This is a genomic window from Leptolyngbya sp. NK1-12 (genome assembly GCF_032598965.1).
Lineage (GTDB): Bacteria > Cyanobacteriota > Cyanobacteriia > Elainellales > Elainellaceae > Elainella.
Genome location: NZ_CP053586.1, coordinates 4,077,096 through 4,094,182 on the forward strand (window position 1 = coordinate 4,077,096; position 17,087 = coordinate 4,094,182).

A 17,087-nucleotide genomic window follows, 5' to 3' on the forward strand; every position below is an offset into this window, starting at 1 on the left:
GATTGCAGCCACTAAAAGAATCAGGGTATGAGCAGGTATCGTTTTAAGCAAACCTAGCTGGAAAATAGCTGAAATTCGCAGGTTTACACAGAACGGAAACTAGAGTTGAAAATCTAGGATTGAGTTTCGATTGAAGTTTACATGTGGAAATGAATATATAGATACGAACATACTAATAGCTCCACTTTGGATAATTCCGACTGTTATTCCGACTGTTAAACTCCTCACGGCACTTGTGGGAACTAACTGGGAACCAATTGGGAACAAAGTGGAACCCAACTCAGACAAATACTGACAGACTCTTTTCTAGGGAATGAGATAGAACATGCCTCGTGTGTCGGCTTTGATGATGATGACGGCTGTGCTGGTTGACTGTTTGGCCCTGATGCCTGTGGCTCAAGCAATTGAGACAAACCAGGCTCCAAAACCAGCAGCTCATCAAACGGCGCTCGCTTCACCAGTCGCCCAAGCCCCTTTGCGTCCTCCGATTACTCGACCCAATCGCTCTAACTCTGGCAATCGTCGTCCTGCGTCTAGCTCAAGCCAGGAGGAGTTTCGCTATCGCCTAGTGATTGAAGGCAGCAGTGACAGCCTGTTACGCCAGGTTCGTCGTGTGGTACCCGATGCCTTTCGCGCTTGGGTAGACGGTCGCCGTGTCATTCAAGCTGGCCTCTTTGTGACGCGGGCAGAAGCGGAAGCGATCCAGCAGCAGATCGAAGAAATTAATCTAGAAGCCGCGATTTGGGATCTTGAGCAAACCGTCACTCGGCCTTCTGTGCGGTCATCTAGTTCATCGTTTCCCGCCAGATTAACTTCCGGTTCCAACCGAACAGACTATAATTACCGCCTCATCGTTCAGGGCAGCAGCGATAGCTTATTGCGGCAGGTTCGGGCTGTTGTGCCTGACGCCTTTCGGACGACGATTGCCGGTGAGCGCGTGATTCAGGCTGGGTTATTTGTAGACCGAGCAGAAGCAGAAGCGATCCAGCAGCAGCTCAGCCGGATTCGGGCCACAACCAATATTTTTGATGTTGGCTATGGGGTCGCTCAGGCATCGGCTCCAGTCCAGTTGCCTCGCGTTCAGTCGGGTCGGGTCGTAGTGATCGTCGATCCGGGGCATGGCGGACGCGATCCGGGCGCGGTTGGGATTGGCGGGATTCATGAAGCAGACATTGTGCTCGATATCAGCCAACAGGTTGCCTCGCTGCTAGAAGACCAAGGTGTGCAAGCCGTTCTAACTCGCCAAGATGACCGAGAAATCGATCTAGCGCCGCGAGTCAACTTAGCCGAATCGGTCAATGCCGATCTGTTTGTCAGCATCCATGCCAACGCTATTTCGATGAGCCGTCCGGATGTGAATGGCATCGAAACCTACTATTACGATACGGGAGCAGCCCTAGCCGCCTCGATTCACAACAGTTTGGTCAACGCGACAGGGATGAACGACCGAGGTGTGCGGCAAGCGCGGTTTTACGTCCTGACCCGGACCTCAATGCCCGCTGTTCTAGTCGAAGTGGGGTTTGTTACCGGCCAGGAGGATGCCGCCAAATTGAATAGCGCCGCTACTCGCAGCCAAATTGCCGCCGGGATTGCCCAAGGGATCTTGCGCTACATCCAGCAAAGGCTTTAGAACAGATAGGGTGACTGAATTGCTGCCAGCAGAGAGTATTACCACCCAACCTGACTATGTTCCCTATGACTGAACGTTGCGCTCGTCTGCCTGATTATTTACCCCTGTCGTTGTGCCTGTCTGCTCTTAGTTCGTTTGTGGCCTTGGGATTAAGCCAACCGGCATTTGGTCAAACCCCAGCTTATGGTCAAACCCCGCCATTGGAATTGCCGTCTGCCCCTGCATGGCCGCCAGCCCCTCAGCCGCGCATTGTTGCTCCTAACCCAGTGATTCCCACCCTGCCTGGATTGGGTGACTTTTCTCGCTATGAGCCACAGGACCAGACCGTGTATGTGGTGCTGAGATTGGGACAGCGCAAAGTCTACGTCTATCAAGGTCAGAAAGTAGTTGCCAGCTACCCGGTAGCAATTGGACGGCCAGAATTTCCGACTCCGACCGGCGAGTTTAAGGTATTCGAGATGATTGTCAACCCGGCTTGGCAAAGCCCTTGGACTGGCGAAATTGAACCACCCGGCATCGATGGGTCCTTAGGGTTGCGCTGGATTGGGTTTGCCGAAATGTCGAACGGCGTGATTGGCTTCCACGGTACACCCAATGTTGCCTCGATTGGTCGAGCTGCCTCGCATGGCTGCGTCCGCATGCGCAACGAAGATATTGTCAAAATGTATGAACTGATCAAGGTAGGAACATTAGTGCGGGTCGAACCCTAAGCCCTACTTCGTTGATGATTTGATGAGATTTTTGATGAAATTCTCCAGGCTCCCATTTATCTATCTATCCTAAGCTCTCTTTCTCGATCAAATTGTCCTGATTCCCTAACCTCAAGCGCGGAGAAGATGATTACGGAAACAGACAGACAATCACATTCAATTCTTGCAAGACTTGAAAAGTAATCTCCCCCAGCAGAAGAAACCTGGATTAGTGCGTAAATCGACTGTAGTTTAGTTTTACCGTTCTGGAACGGGTCGCACAGAGGATGAACTCAGCCAATCGGCGTAGATTTCTACCGAAATTCCCCCCTCTGTGACTGTAGTGGCTTATATCAGTATCCACGGCATCTACGACTCAATCCTGACCGTTTTATGCAGATAATGCAATTTTATGCAGCAATCGCCTTTGTTGGTGAACTGATTAAATCGAACTAATTGGATCATGGTGTGAGGAAAGCTAAAACGAAATCAACTTGATTGCTTGATTTAATTAAATAGATTCGCCTTCTGAGGCAGTGTCAAGTTCATTTACAGCCCCCAAAATGATGAACACTGTAACCTATCCTGATCGCAGATCGACTGCGAAACCTTCAACCTTACTATCCCCTAGCCAACTCTTTCAAGTATTGGTGGAAAGCCAGATCGATGGTGCCATGATTCTCACCGATACAGGAGAGCTAGTGGTTTCCAACACCAATGCCAGCCAGATTTGCCATCAGTTAACCCATCAACTGACGCAAACCTTATCTAAGGTGCCGCAACAAATTTGGCGCTGTTGCCAAACGCTCATCGAAGACCAGCTTAAACTCATCGAAGACGAAATCAAAATCGATGAGGCTGGCGTGATCCGGATTCGCGCTTGGTGGTTAGCATCGGGTTATGGCGATCAGCCCCATTTGTTCGTGACGCTAGAAGATCAGCACCAATCGGCTGAGCACCGCGCTAGAGCAGAAGCTCGCAAGTACGGCTTGACTGACCGAGAAACTCAAGTCTGGTTGCTGAAACGAGCTGGCTATTCTTATAAAGCAATTGCGGCTGAGCTACATATTGCCGAAGATACGGTTAAAAAACACATTAAAAGCATCCATGCTAAACGGGATGCCAGTGAATGGGTAAATCATGAATTGAATAACTAAAATCAAATAAATTTAAAACCAATTCAAGCTTCAATAAATATCAGGGTGTATATAAAACGTCTTTATCTGTTGCCACTATTTAGACGGTGAGAACGTATTGAAAAATCAGCAACGAAACAAGACGATACGGCAAAAGATATCGCAACTAGCACCACAAAGAGGTATAGAGCATGATGCATGAAGACGGGCTGGAAGGTCTACCAATGGGCATTTTGATCTTAAATGTAGAAGGTGCTCTAATTCTAGCCAACAGCGTTGCACAGCAGATCTGTGAGCAGCTTTTAGCCATCGATGCAGATGATGCAAAACCGTCCTCGCCAGTGAACCCATTCCCCCAGCCAATTCACCGCATTGTTGAAGCCGTGCTAGAAAGCCGAGAACTATTTCCTGACCAAGCGGTAATCATTGAAGATGCGGTTTCTTTAACCGCAACGACTACAATTCACCTGCGTAGCCGCTGGCTCGATCTAGAGATCGAATCCTACATCTTGGTAATGCTAGAAGCCCAGTCTCAACCCGAAAACAATCCAGAGCCTGTAGCAGCACCTGGCTGGCACCGCACTCAACGGTAAGCCATTTGATCGCCATCAGCCGCCAGCATTTGGAATTTTGTTAGTTCATCACAATCAAAATTGGTTTGTTTGAAACTGGTTCGCTTGAAACTGGTTCGCTTGAAACTGGTTCGCTTGAAACTTGTTAGCTTTATAAAAGTGACATTCGATAGCGAACAGTTGATCATGCAAACCACTACGGACCCCCTCACCGCCCAACTCCCACCCCTAATTCCACGGGAAACGCTGTTTGGAAATCCAGAACGCGCCCGCCCTCGCCTATCGCCGGATGGCAAATATTTGGCTTACATCGCTCCAGACGACAAAAATGTCTTGCAGGTCTGGCTGCGTACTGTTGGAGAAACAGACGATCGCCAGCTTACGGCAGATAAAAAGCGAGGTATTCGTGCCTATTTCTGGACCTATGATGGCAACCAGTTGATCTATATGCAGGATGCAGACGGAGACGAAAATTTCCACTGCTATGCCGTCAGTATCCATTCGAATATCGTTCGCGATCTGACGCCCTTCCAGGGTGTCAAAGCTGAACCCATCGAGCTAGATCCGGATCATCCCGATCAGATTTTGGTCGGCATGAACCTGAGCGATCCGCAAATTTTTGATGTGTATCGGGTGAACCTCAGCAATGGAGCCGTCGAGTTTGACACTCAGAATCCGGGCAATATCATCAATTGGATGGCTGATCCTGAGTTGCAAATTCGCGTCGCGGTGGCAGCTACCCCGGATGGCGGTTCGGATTTGCTCTACCGAGCTACGGTGGATCAAGAGTGGGAACTGTTGCGCCACTGGAGTGCGGATGATGAAGGCTACCCGGTTGGCTTTTCGGCGGATGGCAAAACGCTCTATCTGGTTGGCAGCCACGATGCCAATGCCCAACGGTTACTGGCGCTCGATTTAGCTACCCGGCAAGAAACCGTGATTGCCGCAGATGAACAGTACGACGTGGGTGGTGTCGTGACCCATCCGACCAACCATACCTTACAAGCCGTTGCCTTTTACCGCGACAAACTCAACTGGCAAATTCTAGACAACAGCATTGCCGCTGACTTTGAAGCCATTGCCCAGGTTCGTCCCGGTGAGTTCAGCATTGGCAGCCGCACCCTAGCTGACGATCGTTGGTTGGTCAGCTACACCGCTGATGATGGCCCGGTTTACTACTACATTTATGACCGCAATTCTAAAACCAGCACGTTTCTATTCAGCAATCAGCCGGAACTAGAGCAACTGGCGCTGGCCTCGATGCAGCCAATTTCCTACTCGGCTCGCGATGGCCTGACGGTTCATGGCTACCTGACCACACCTGCGGGGATTCCAGCGCAAAACCTACCTGCTGTACTGCTGGTGCATGGCGGCCCTTGGGCACGCGACACCTGGGGATACGATCCGGAAGCGCAGTGGCTCGCCAATCGGGGGTACGCGGTATTGCAGGTCAACTTCCGTGGCTCAACCGGCTACGGCAAAGCGTTTTTGAATGCGGGCAATCGGGAATGGGCGGCCAAGATGCACGACGATTTGCTCGATGCTGTGAGTTGGTTAGTCGATCAAGGCATCGCCAATCGCCATAAGGTTGCGATAATGGGTGGCTCTTACGGCGGCTATGCTACCTTGGTTGGCCTCACCTTTACGCCAGAGGTGTTTGCGGCTGGAGTCGATATTGTCGGACCAAGTAATATCCTCACTTTGCTGCAGAGTATTCCGCCCTACTGGGAGCCAATCAAAGCTCAGATGTATCACCGCATTGGCAATATGGAAACCGAAGCCGACTTCCTCAAGTCGCGTTCGCCGCTGTTTTTCATTGACCGGATTCAAAAGCCTCTATTGATCGGTCAAGGAGCCAACGATCCGCGAGTCAAGCAGGCCGAGAGCGATCAGATTGTAGAAGCGATGCGGCAAGCCGGAAAACCTGTTGAATATGTGCTTTACCCGGATGAAGGCCACGGCTTTGCCCGTCCCGAAAATCGGCTCCACTTCTATGCGATTGCCGAAGAGTTTCTCGCTAAATATTTGGGAGGTCGCTGCGAGCCAGTGGGCGAAATTCCCGGCCATTCGGGTCTGCTGAAGTAGGGCGGGCAGATTCTCAACTCCTCCCTGAGCCTGCTCCTACTAGCGCCGGCTGGCGAACCGGGGAGAGGGCATAGGGGGATGGATCGGGATGCAGTCTGGAATACTTGGTATCGTAATGCCTCACCTCTAGGAAATTTAAGTTCATAGGGTGAGGCTTATAGAGTCTGAAGCATTCTAGTAAACAAAACGTAGCTGCCGACTCCAGGGGGCCAACCATCAAGTTCTGATACTTCCATCTGCGTCCTGACCGGACCCAAGCTTGCAGTTGGGCTTGCGACAGACAGTAAAGCGCCGAATGGGGATTGGTACACTCTCCGTATTTCACCCCCTCGATCTCAACCTGGGACAGCTTGTTCCAGGCAATCCTAGTATCAATAGTCAAATCAATATAGCGTTTTGTGCCTTCCCAAATTTCATAGCGATTGGGTAGCAGCACAGCATTTGAATAGCCGCAGCGCTGGTTGAATTGCTCTAGCTTCTCCAGGAAAAAACTGTCGTGAAGCACGATGTCATCTTCGAGAAACAAAAACCAGTCAAAGTGATCGAGCCGCTGGACCAACTCGTCCTGTGCCCTAAAGCCCACATAGAGCGGGTCACAATCTGTAACTTCCAGCACCTGAACGCATTTTTTTTGGTATTCCGGCAAATGGGCTGTAACATGCCGACCGGGAACTGTACTGATTAGAATGGTTAATTCGCAATGAGCAAAGCTTGTCAGCAGGCCATCAATCGTGTGGCCTAGCTTCTCAATTTTTGCCGTTGCTCGGTGGCGGTCTCGCGCTTCAGCTGGTGAAGCAATATGGGGAATGACAGCCAAGACTTTGGGTCGTTTGAGCGGATGGGGCTGGGGGTCTTGCAATTGCGCAATCACATTGCGTCTCAGGTATAAAAACATCAACCTGATTTTTCTGAAGAAGGCAAAGCTTGCTTGGCCTGCAATTGCCCAGATCAAAATAGTGGCATGAAAAAGTTGCTGCTTTAGGGTTGTTGAGTTGGCACTCATTGCTTTCTCCCTAGTGAACCTGAGTACTAGTAAACTTGAGTTGCTGATCTGTAACCCTCTCCAAGCCTGCTCTCGGAAACACAAGTTGGAAAACAAATTGGAAACACATTGAGTTATCTAAGCACACACATGATTGCTTCGTCCCTCTCAATTGGCTCTTCTCCCAGAGTCTACAGAAATGACGACAAAAAACGGGTGTATGTTGCTACACAGCCAATCAACTTCCGTATCGCGCCCATCGCATGAATGCTGTCACAACATAGAGAATGATGGCGCAACCAATCACTGCGGGAACGATCAACACACCTTGGACTTGCCAGTATAAAACAGCCCAACTCAGGCCAAATTCCCGCTTGAGCAGCGCAAAGCCCCATTCCCCTAGCCAGATGCCGGCCAGTCCAATCAGAATTAACCCGGTGATGCCACCAGGAACGCGACGTGGTATCAGTACATCAGCTAGTGCAGCACAAAACAGCGCGATCAAAAGCTTGATCAGCAGTTGAGGTATGTCCATCCCAATGCTTTGACCGTTAAGGAAAGAACAAGGCACCCCGACTTTGATTGAATATTCTGCAATTAATCTTGCCTGAAGCTTGACAAAAACGTCAAACTTGAATCACCAACGACCCCGATCTTCAACTCATTCTACTCAGTGTCAAGCAAAACCGCCACCTCTCAGCACAATTTCGACCCAACCAGTTCGGGTCTAATTGGGTTCAGGTCTATTTAACTGACCAACCATAATTGCAGTATCAAAGGCTGCCAATCATCTCGAAGCGGGCCAAGCTAACCCAAGCTACTGACCAAGTTCCTGCGAACGACGGGAAGCTGCCTTAACCGCCTCGATCAGAGCGGAGCGAAACCCTGCCTGCTCCAGACAAGCAATGCCCGCGATTGTGGTTCCTCCTGGACTGGTGACCTGATCCTTAAGCTGAGCCGGATGGATGCCTTGAGTGTGTATCAGTTCTGCCGTACCGCGCACGGTTTGAATCGCGAGCTGAGTCGCAATGGCTCTCGGCAATCCAGCTGCGACTCCTCCATCAATTAAGGCCTCAATCATCACAGCAACATAGCCTGGTCCCGAACCCGATAGCCCCGTTACGGCATCTAGCAAGGATTCTGGCACCTCTACTACTTCACCTACAGCCGCAAAAATTTGCTGAGCAAGCTGGATATGGCTGGGCTGAGCAAACTGACCTGGGGCAATTGCTGTCATTCCGGCTCCCACCGTAGCAGGTGTATTGGGCATTGAGCGGACGATGGGTTGGCCTGGGAAGGCAGTCTGCAACCGCTGTAGTGTCACCCCCGCCATGATGGACAAAACAAGCTGACTTGGATTTCTTGACTCAAGCTGATTCACAACCGCATCAAATACCTGAGGCTTGATTGCGAGCAGCAGGATCGGCGCGGCTATCAAGTCTTGATTCTCAGCTGTCACCTGTATGCCGTATTGCTGGGCCAAAACAGCACGACGCTGTGCTTGCGGTTCGCTTACCAGTACAGCCTCAGGTGAATAGGCCTTGTTGCTCAAAAGGCGGGATAAGAGAGCTTCTCCCATTACCCCGCCGCCAATAATTCCCAATTGAATGGACAACTGAATGAATACTCCTTAATCAGATCTCGTCTTATAGAGCTTTGAGCGCTCAACTTTTTCTGATGACGAATTGATTAGGTGGACATAACCTAAGCCATCCGAACCTGGTCTGTCATCCAGGCAGAGTTGGCGTTGACAGGACGGCGCATCGTTGGTTGTTGAGTGGCGTTGAGATCGTTGCCATTGCCAAGTTGAGTGCTCACCTGTACACAGTTGGGCGTGAATAGGAAAATGCTTTCGCCAATGCGCTCTTGGTGACCATCGATAGCATAAGTACCGCCTGCCACAAAGTCTACAGCCCGCTGAGCCTGGTCTGGGTCCATAATCGTCAGATTCAGCACTACCGATTTCCGCTCACGTAGCGCTCGAATCGCTTGAGGCATCTCTTCAAAGGTTCGAGGTTCCATCACCACAACTTCAGACATTCCGTTCACCGCGCCTGGCATTCCAATTACATTACTCATAGATGAACCTATACCCATATTAGTAGTAGTAGAGTCACTAGAAAGCATCGTTCTCTCCCGCATCCGCCGCCGCCGCGGTTCTTCTTCTGGGGCAACTTGGGGATGCTCTTCCTGATAGAGATTCTGGTACTCTTCTCCATCTACTTCTTCGTAATCATATTCGTAGTCTACAGGTTCAGTCATGCCTACAAAATCCCTCAACTTTGAAAAGATACTATTCACTGTTCACGCTCCATCACAACTAAGGTTAACTAGAAAAACCTCAGATTAGCCCAAGCAACATCCTCTAGCCGTGCATATGGTTCATACCGAAGATAACGAACTGGAGGTACTTTTAAGGCTACTCCTTTACCTCAACTCTCAGGTAATGCCTTAAGCGCAACTCATTAAACCACAGGTTCAACTCATTGAGCATTTTTTAGTCCTGTATTTAATTTATTTTGCTTGTTTCGCTTCAACCGATTCAGAATTGAGTCAACAGTATACAACCAAATCCCCGAAATCAATAACCAAACCAAAATTTAACAAAAGTAGTCAAACAGAACCGTTAAAACTATAGTTACGAGCACCAAGGACGCCAAAAATTCCGGCTACAAAACCACTTCAAAATTCATCGAAGCAATTCAGTAATCCGTATATTATCTAGCTTCAAGCAAATTAATAGAGTTAAAAACCATCGAGCCTGCACTGTTCAATAGTATGATATTCGGCTCCAATATTAAATCCATTGAACCTAAAGTAATCCTTAAGATCAATCGATCAATCGAGAAAAGCATTAGGCCGGTATATATACAGTTTATCTAAGCGGGAATAAGCCAAATAACAGGCCCGGAGAAACCAGAATAACGAAAAATAAAGCTAATTTCAGCTACTTTTTCGCTTGCCTCTCCCTTTGCCCCTAGTAGTGTACCCCAACATTTTGGATCATACAAGAAAAATTTCAGATTTACCACATGTAGCGCGACAAACTCAGAACAGGGGGTTAAGCACCCTACAGGCAGAGCCACCCAACTGAGGCCTCGATGCATGCAGAGCTATTACTATATATCAAAACCATCAATTCCAACATAGGGTTCCATTCGCTTTTAACCAATTGCTAGAAAATGACAAATAAAAGTAACACTGTATCAATCACGAAATATGGGTAATTAGCAAAGGCAAAGCTGTCAAAAGATCCTGGTGCTGATTGCAGCTAAGTCTCTGAAGCAAGCCGTTGATGAAACAGTAATTCCCCAAGACGGGAAACTCGACCAATCCTCTGTGTTTAGGCCAGCTTAAAACTGTCCAATTGACATCAAACCAACTGTCAAGCTGACTGAACGGATTCTTCAAAGACTGTTACATCGATTTAAGCTCTTTTACTTCCTCTGTATAGTGTTTGCCAGAAGAGATAGGACATTCTTGGGGCAACGGCTATAGCTTCAGAGCGCATACACTGCTTGCAGGGGTGAGCGACTTAAACGCACAGTGTTAGAACAACAAAGCGTTTTTAGAGTCACAAAAATTGGCCACAGGTTGTAACAGGGTGAACATGGAGGCAGATGTTAAGTTCTTTTGCCAAACAGGGTGCTGCCAAGCCGAACCATGGTTGCACCTGCTTGTACTGCTAGCTGGTAGTCGTTCGACATCCCCATCGATAGCTCCTGAATCGGCAGGCTGGATTGCTGGCGAATTTGCTCGGCTAGTTGGCGCGCTTGCTGGAAAATGGCTAGTGTTTCTGCGTCAGGCAGGCCGTAGGGAGGAATCGTCATCAGGCCCACAATATCGAGGTGCTGGCACTGGCTTAGCTCTGGTAGAGCGGCTAATAGTTCTGGAACAGTCCAGCCATATTTGTTGGGATCAGGAACGATTTTTACCTGAAGACAGAGTTTGGGTTTTATAGGCAGACTTGCCGCTAATTGATCCAGTCGTTGCGCCAATTTAAGGCTATCAAGTGAATGGATCCATTGAAACTGATCTAACGCTTTAGCGGCCTTATTGGTTTGCAGATGCCCAATCAAATGCCAGGTAATGTCTTGCAAATGCTGTAACTGCTCTTGTTTTACCACTGCTTCCTGAATCCGACTTTCGCCAAAATCGCGCAGACCTAGTTGATAGGCTGCCTGAATTGCTTCTACTGGCACTTGCTTTGTCACCGCAATTAACTTGACTGTCCCCGGTAACGTCAGGCGAACTTGTTCTAACCGTTCAGCCAATTGCTCAATTGAAACCGTACTCATGCCAAACTACTCATGCCAAACTCATGCAAAGGTCTGTTTGTGAATCGCTTGAAGTTGGTTATACGCTTGCACCTGTCCCGTGCGACGCAGCTCTCTTAGTCGCCCTTCTACCAATAGACGAGCATCTGTACGACCAATGGGTTCGAATCGAATTCCTGCTGTTTCAGTAATAACCAGGAAAAACAGGCGTTGGGCATATAGGGTGGCAAAGAGTTCACGATTCTCTTCCAGCAGACAGATTCTGAACAGCAAGCCCAGGGTCGGATGATTTAGGTAAGTTTCGATAGTCATTCGATTTTAGGCTGCATCAGGAAGAACAAGGATGGAAGCGATTGAACACTGAATTGGTGAGATGCATAGCAATGCCGAACCTGGGTCAACCCTAACCGAAAGAAAAAATAAACAGACTCCGGTGGAGTACGGAACATACGCAATTGAGTTCAAAAATAACGGTTGGAATGACTGGAATGACTGGAATGACTAAAATTACAATCTACTTGCTTCATGGACTGCTCAAAGCATGATCTCGCAATTTAGGGATCAGCAAAAATTTGACTGCTCCACCAGTGCAATCAGAGCTTGAATGACGCTGCATTGCTTAGAATCTCGATTTGGATCAGTTGAAGCTAGCCGTTTTTGCTTCAGCCGCCTATCACAGTAGAAGTTGTTCAACACTGCCCATAAACTCAAAATAAGAAAGTTTCTATAGTTTTCATTCCCTACTGTATGGGAAAATGTGCCGCATTGCTACAAAAAGCCCAATTGTTGGTTAAATAGTTGGTTTCAACTTGATTAGATTGGCTCGAGTTAGAGCGATCGAGTTGATGCCAGTTAATCGCTCAGGAGGTTAATCTAGTTGCCTCCCCAGAGAAACCGGGCTATCCAGAACAAAACAATTCCTGAAAGCGCTAACCAATCCCACACACGTAAGCGAAACCGATGCCAGCGAACCTGATGCTGATCCGGCGTAGTAAAACCCCGCACCTGCATGGCGCTTGCAATCTGCTCCGCTCTCACCAATAGATTATCTACCAGTCGTTCGGCAACCGTTGCCCAAACCTGGGTGCTGCCTTGGAAACCCAATTTCTTCCAGTTAATGGCACGAGTGCGGACTGAGCGCACGAGATTCTGCACCTCCTCTAATACGAGGGGAATAAACCGTAGCGACAAGGTCAGCGTCAAAACCGTTTCTGTAATTGGCAGATTGAACCGCCGTAGGGGATGCAGCAAATTCTCGATTCCAGCAGTGATTTCCTCAGGAGCCGTTGTCAGCAAGTAAAGATTCGTGCTGTAGATGAGTGTGAACATCAAGGTGCCAACTCGAGTTGCGAGTTCCAATGACCGACGGGTAATCTGAATAACGCCATGATCCACTAGAACGTATTGATAGTCTGTAGGTTGGGGCAATGAAGCTGTTGCAGCGCTTGTAGCGGGGTTCGTAGCAGAGCCAATTGCAGGACTAACAGTAGGATTTGTCGTGGGGCTTGTAGCGGAACTTGCAGTTGGGGCAATAGGTTGCGATAGTGCAAATTCGTTTTCGGGCAATCGGGGTTGATTGGGTACCTTGATGCCATCGGGAGCCAGCATCGTAATCAGGAACAGCAGCAGGCTAAATATCAACACCAATCCCATCTGCTGTCGCCAAACCCGAAAGGGCAGCATCGTCAGTACGGTAAGCAGTAAGAGCCAACCAACCAGAGACAACCGCCAAGCAGGATTAGCCGCAATCGGAGTCAACATAAAGCTGATGAGCCAACCCAGTTTGACACGGGCATCAATGCGATGCAGCCAAGTTACCGGCTGTTCCAAGTAAAGTCCAATCGGGAGCGATCGCAGTAAATCCATGATTTATCTTAGTTCGGTCTCTAGTTTTGAGCGCTGGCTGAAACGATTGAGTTCAATTGAGTTCAATGCTCATCAACGTTCGCAACTCAAGTTTTCTCCACCTGCGGCTGAATGGCTATTTTGCCAGCTATTTCACTTTGGTGGCACGGTTAGCGCTCTGCTCTAATTCTCGAACTTTTTTGCCTCTCCAGAATAGGCGAATCGGTGTTCCCTGAAAGCCGAGTTGCTCCCGAAACTGACGCTCCATATAGCGCCGATAGTTCTCGTTGAACAGCTTGGGATCGTTGACAAATAGCGTGATCGTGGGCGGTTGGCTGGCGACTTGGGTGCCGTAGTAAATTTTTCCTTGCCGGCCTTGTCGAGTAGTGGGCGGAGTGTGCCATTTCAAGGCTTCTGCTAAAGCTTCGTTGATGACCGAAGTGCTGACACGCCGGCGGTGTTGCTCAGCGGCGCTGTCCACCAAATCTAAAATTTTCTCGACTCGCTGGCCGGTGTGGGCGCTAACAAAAATGGTTTCAGCCCAATCTGTGAAATGTAGCCGTTCTTTCAACAGCCGCTCATAGTCGTAGATGGTATGGGAGTCTTTCTCGATTGCATCCCACTTGTTTACTACCAGCACACAGGCACGGCCATCATCTGCCACTCGTCCGGCTAGCTTCTGGTCTTGCTCGGTGACACCATCTAACGCATCCAGTACGAGCAGCACCACATCGGCTCGCCGGATCGCCTTAAAGGAACGGTTAATGCCAAAGAATTCTGGACCGTATTCCACCTGCTTTTTCTTGCGAATCCCAGCCGTGTCAATCAATCGATAGCGCCGGTCCTGCCGTTGAACGATCATATCGATAGTGTCACGGGTGGTGCCTGAAATTGGGCTAACGATGGCCCGTTGCTCACCAACGAAGGCATTCAGCAAGCTAGATTTGCCGACGTTCGGACGGCCGACAATAGCGACGCGGATTTCTTCGGTGTCTTCCAGCGCATCGGTTGGCGGTAGGTAATTGATCACTTCGTCGAGCAAATCGCCGGTGCCGCTACCGTGAATACCTGAAACCGGATAGGGTTCGCCTAAGCCCAATTGCCAAAACTCGGCAGCCTGAGTCAATCCCTGGTCTGGCGATTCACATTTGTTGACGGCTAGCAGGACGGGTACGGGCTGCTGTCTCAACCAAGTCGCAATCGTTTCATCGGCGGTCGTTAAGCCTGTTTGACCATCCACGACCATCACCGCTACGCTGGCCTCTGCCAATGCCAACATCACCTGCTCTCGAATCAGCGGCAGAAATTCTGTGTTGTCATCAAAGACTAGACCGCCCGTATCAACAACCAAAAAATCTCGGTCGCGCCAGAAGGCCGGACGGTAGGTGCGATCTCGTGTCACTCCTGGCTCGTCATGAACAATAGCATCCATAATGCCAGAAAGACGATTTACTAGGGTCGATTTCCCTACGTTAGGGCGTCCTACAATGGCGACAACTGGTAAAGGCATAAAGCAGAAGAGTAGATGATGGGTAAGACAAAATAACCCGGCGGATTTAGTCCTTAACCATTGTGGCGCAAAAACTCTGGGAACGACCTTAACGAGATGGCGATGAAACGAGAAATTGGGACGAGAAATAATATTTTGTGGCCGGCTTTCAGTGATTTCTACTGAATGTCTTTCATCGCAGCTTGGGCTTCTCGTCGTAGACCGTAAGCAATCCGAAACAGTTCTTGTCCAGTGTGGAGATAATGTTCGTCGTAGCTCGTGGTGAAGCGCTCTAGTTCGTCGATCCCATCGCCTACCTGATTTAAGCAGTAGTAAAGATGGGCGGCTACGCCTGCTACGTTTGACGGATTGGGCATCGAGCGGAAGGATTGCTGTGCTCGTTGCAGATAGTCGCGGCAGTCTTCCAGATAGATCAAGAATTCTTCTAATAGTTCGTCATCAAATGGATCTGCTGCCAACTCATCGATTTGATCCTGTAGCGGACTCAAAATTTGACCGAGCATCCGATTCACCGGCTGATACACTTGATGCAACCATCGCTGCAATTGCTCATCGCTGTCTCGCCCGGTTTGTCGGTGTTGATAGTTCTTTTGGGCGACTCTAGCCCGCTGCTGACGGTTGGCTACATTCTCAGTGGCCTGAAATCTTGCCCAATTACCGTAGGTGAGCCGCTGATCATAAGACTGCCGCTGACTGGGATCACTCAACACTTCGTAGGCGGCGTTAATGCGAGTGATCCGTTCGTGACCGTCAACGGCTCGATTGGTATCAGGATGAAATCGTTTCGCTAAACGGCGGTAAGCTTGCTTAATTTCAGCTTGACTCGCCGTTGGGTGAATTTCTAGCGTATCGTAGTGATTCTCTGCCATATGCCTATTTTATCGGCATCGGGCCTGGAGGCTGGAGGCTGTTCTTTTGACAAGTTTGACCTGTTTTAACCTACCGTCATCGGAGCTACTAGCTCGGGGTCTTGAAACAGCGGTGTACTCAGGTACCGTTCGCCAAAGCTCGGCTGAATCATCACAATCAGCTTACCTGCATTCTCAGGACGACGCCCAACCCGGATGGCGGCTGCCATAGCTGCTCCGCTGGAAATACCGGAGAGCAATCCTTCCTCACGGGCTAGCCGCCGACCGTAGGTAATGGCTTCGTCATCTGGAATCGTGATCACTTCGTCAATCAAGTCCACCCGCAGCACCTGGGGCACAAAACCAGCGCCAATCCCTTGAATTTTGTGAGGGCCAGGTCTGCCACCCGAAAGCACAGGACTGTTTGCCGGTTCTACGGCAATGGCTTTGAATTCAGGCTTCTTCGCCTTAATCACTTCTGCGACGCCCGTGATGGTACCACCTGTACCTACGCCAGCAATCAAAATATCGGCCTGACCATCGGTGTCTTCCCAGATTTCGATTGCCGTGGTGCGGCGGTGAATCTCTGGGTTGGCCGGATTGTTGAACTGTTGCAGCATATAGGCATCCGGTAGCGTATTCACGATCTGCTGTGCTCGCTGGATACAACCTGCCATGCCCTCAATGCCAGGGGTCAGTTCGAGTTGCGCACCATAGGCCCGCAGCATGGCTCGCCGTTCTGAACTCATAGTTTCTGGCATGGTCAAAATCAGGCGATAGCCCTTGGCAGCGGCTGCCATCGCCAATGCAATGCCGGTATTTCCAGAGGTTGGTTCGACCAATACCGTTTTCCCAGGCGTGATTAATCCAGCTTGTTCTGCCGCCTCAATCATGCTGATCCCAATCCGATCCTTAACCGAAGCAGACGGGTTCATGCTCTCTAACTTGGCGACGATTCGAGCCACACAACCTTCAGCTTGCGGAATCCGATTCAGTTGAACAAGCGGGGTATGACCAATTAGTTGAGTAATGTTTTGGGCAATGCGCATAGTCTTAAAACGCTAAATCTAGATATAGTACATCAGATCAAGCTGTTGGCGACTGTTTCGCTTTTCAGCTAGATCTTGCAGCGTATATTTTTGCAGTACGGCATCTGCAGCCCGTCCAGCCTCATGCCAAACTTCACGAATCACTAAGCCTTCAAGCGATTTGGCTTCTCGATCTAGCTCAGATGGCTGCATATCAGTTCCTTCAATACTACTCACCACTTCGAAAAGGGTAATTTTCCAGGGTTCGCGGGCTAATATATAGCCTCCTCTCGCTCCTCGTTGACTGCGCACCAACCCCGAACGCCGTAGGGTTGCTAACAGTTGTTCAAGATAGCGATCGGGAATGCTTTGTTCAGCAGCAATTTGACGAATTTGAAGAGGTTCATGCTCGCTGTAGTGGTCAGCTAGTTCTAACAGAGCGAGTAGGGCATATTCGCTTTTACAGGAAAGTTCCACGGGTCAGA

16 protein-coding genes are annotated in these 17,087 nt (G+C 49.5%); 5 read left to right on the forward strand and 11 right to left on the reverse strand.

Annotation, left to right across the window (positions count from 1 at the left end):
• The first annotated feature begins 325 nt into the window (after positions 1-325).
• The 5 genes from HJG54_RS17265 to HJG54_RS17285 all read left to right on the forward strand — a co-directional run bounded on the left by HJG54_RS17265 (position 326) and on the right by HJG54_RS17285 (position 6,112).
• Positions 326-1,630, forward strand: a complete 1,305-nt coding sequence (locus tag HJG54_RS17265) for an N-acetylmuramoyl-L-alanine amidase family protein (protein WP_316430234.1) — start codon at positions 326-328, stop codon at positions 1,628-1,630.
• A 65-nt stretch (positions 1,631-1,695) separates the two neighbouring features.
• Positions 1,696-2,340, forward strand: a complete 645-nt coding sequence (locus HJG54_RS17270) for a L,D-transpeptidase (protein WP_316430235.1) — start codon at positions 1,696-1,698, stop codon at positions 2,338-2,340.
• A 542-nt stretch (positions 2,341-2,882) separates the two neighbouring features.
• Positions 2,883-3,476: a helix-turn-helix transcriptional regulator gene (locus HJG54_RS17275; protein ID WP_316430236.1), complete on the forward strand. Its 594-nt coding sequence runs from the start codon at positions 2,883-2,885 to the stop codon at positions 3,474-3,476.
• 170 nt (positions 3,477-3,646) lie between these two features.
• A complete protein-coding gene (locus HJG54_RS17280; protein WP_316430237.1) occupies positions 3,647-4,048 on the forward strand; it encodes a hypothetical protein in 402 nt (133 codons plus the stop codon).
• A 165-nt stretch (positions 4,049-4,213) separates the two neighbouring features.
• Positions 4,214-6,112 carry a S9 family peptidase gene (locus HJG54_RS17285; RefSeq protein WP_316430238.1) on the forward strand — a complete coding sequence of 633 codons (1,899 nt, stop codon included), beginning with the start codon at positions 4,214-4,216 and terminating at the stop codon, positions 6,110-6,112.
• 13 nt (positions 6,113-6,125) lie between these two features.
• Here the strand turns inward: HJG54_RS17285 and HJG54_RS17290 are convergent, their stop codons facing one another.
• The 11 genes from HJG54_RS17290 to HJG54_RS17340 form a co-directional block, all read right to left on the reverse strand.
• Complete coding sequence (locus HJG54_RS17290) at positions 6,126-7,115, reverse strand: hypothetical protein (protein WP_316430240.1); 990 nt, start codon at positions 7,113-7,115, stop codon at positions 6,126-6,128.
• A gap of 217 nt (positions 7,116-7,332) precedes the next feature.
• A complete protein-coding gene (locus HJG54_RS17295) occupies positions 7,333-7,629 on the reverse strand; it encodes a hypothetical protein (protein WP_316430242.1) in 297 nt (98 codons plus the stop codon).
• Positions 7,630-7,911: 282 nt separating this feature from the next.
• Positions 7,912-8,709 carry a pyrroline-5-carboxylate reductase gene (proC, locus tag HJG54_RS17300; protein WP_316430243.1) on the reverse strand — a complete coding sequence of 266 codons (798 nt, stop codon included), beginning with the start codon at positions 8,707-8,709 and terminating at the stop codon, positions 7,912-7,914.
• Between the two features lie 89 nt (positions 8,710-8,798).
• Positions 8,799-9,356 carry a cell division protein SepF gene (locus HJG54_RS17305; RefSeq protein ID WP_211621586.1) on the reverse strand — a complete coding sequence of 186 codons (558 nt, stop codon included), beginning with the start codon at positions 9,354-9,356 and terminating at the stop codon, positions 8,799-8,801.
• 1,361 nt (positions 9,357-10,717) lie between these two features.
• A complete protein-coding gene (locus HJG54_RS17310; protein WP_316430246.1) occupies positions 10,718-11,392 on the reverse strand; it encodes a YggS family pyridoxal phosphate-dependent enzyme in 675 nt (224 codons plus the stop codon).
• A 21-nt stretch (positions 11,393-11,413) separates the two neighbouring features.
• On the reverse strand, positions 11,414-11,683 hold the full coding sequence (gene pipX, locus HJG54_RS17315; RefSeq protein ID WP_035996468.1) for a transcriptional coactivator PipX: 270 nt from the start codon (positions 11,681-11,683) through the stop codon (positions 11,414-11,416).
• Positions 11,684-12,244: 561 nt separating this feature from the next.
• Entirely contained in the window at positions 12,245-13,237 is a 993-nt protein-coding gene (locus tag HJG54_RS17320) for an energy-coupling factor transporter transmembrane component T family protein (RefSeq protein ID WP_316430247.1), read from the reverse strand.
• 127 nt (positions 13,238-13,364) lie between these two features.
• Positions 13,365-14,726, reverse strand: coding sequence for a ribosome biogenesis GTPase Der (gene der, locus HJG54_RS17325; RefSeq protein WP_316430250.1), 1,362 nt, complete (start codon positions 14,724-14,726; stop codon positions 13,365-13,367).
• A 158-nt stretch (positions 14,727-14,884) separates the two neighbouring features.
• A complete protein-coding gene (locus tag HJG54_RS17330) occupies positions 14,885-15,595 on the reverse strand; it encodes a J domain-containing protein (protein ID WP_316430252.1) in 711 nt (236 codons plus the stop codon).
• Between the two features lie 65 nt (positions 15,596-15,660).
• A complete protein-coding gene (gene cysK / locus HJG54_RS17335) occupies positions 15,661-16,623 on the reverse strand; it encodes a cysteine synthase A (RefSeq protein WP_211622090.1) in 963 nt (320 codons plus the stop codon).
• 18 nt (positions 16,624-16,641) lie between these two features.
• Complete coding sequence (locus HJG54_RS17340; protein ID WP_316430254.1) at positions 16,642-17,079, reverse strand: RrF2 family transcriptional regulator; 438 nt, start codon at positions 17,077-17,079, stop codon at positions 16,642-16,644.
• Between the last annotated feature and the right edge of the window lie 8 nt (positions 17,080-17,087).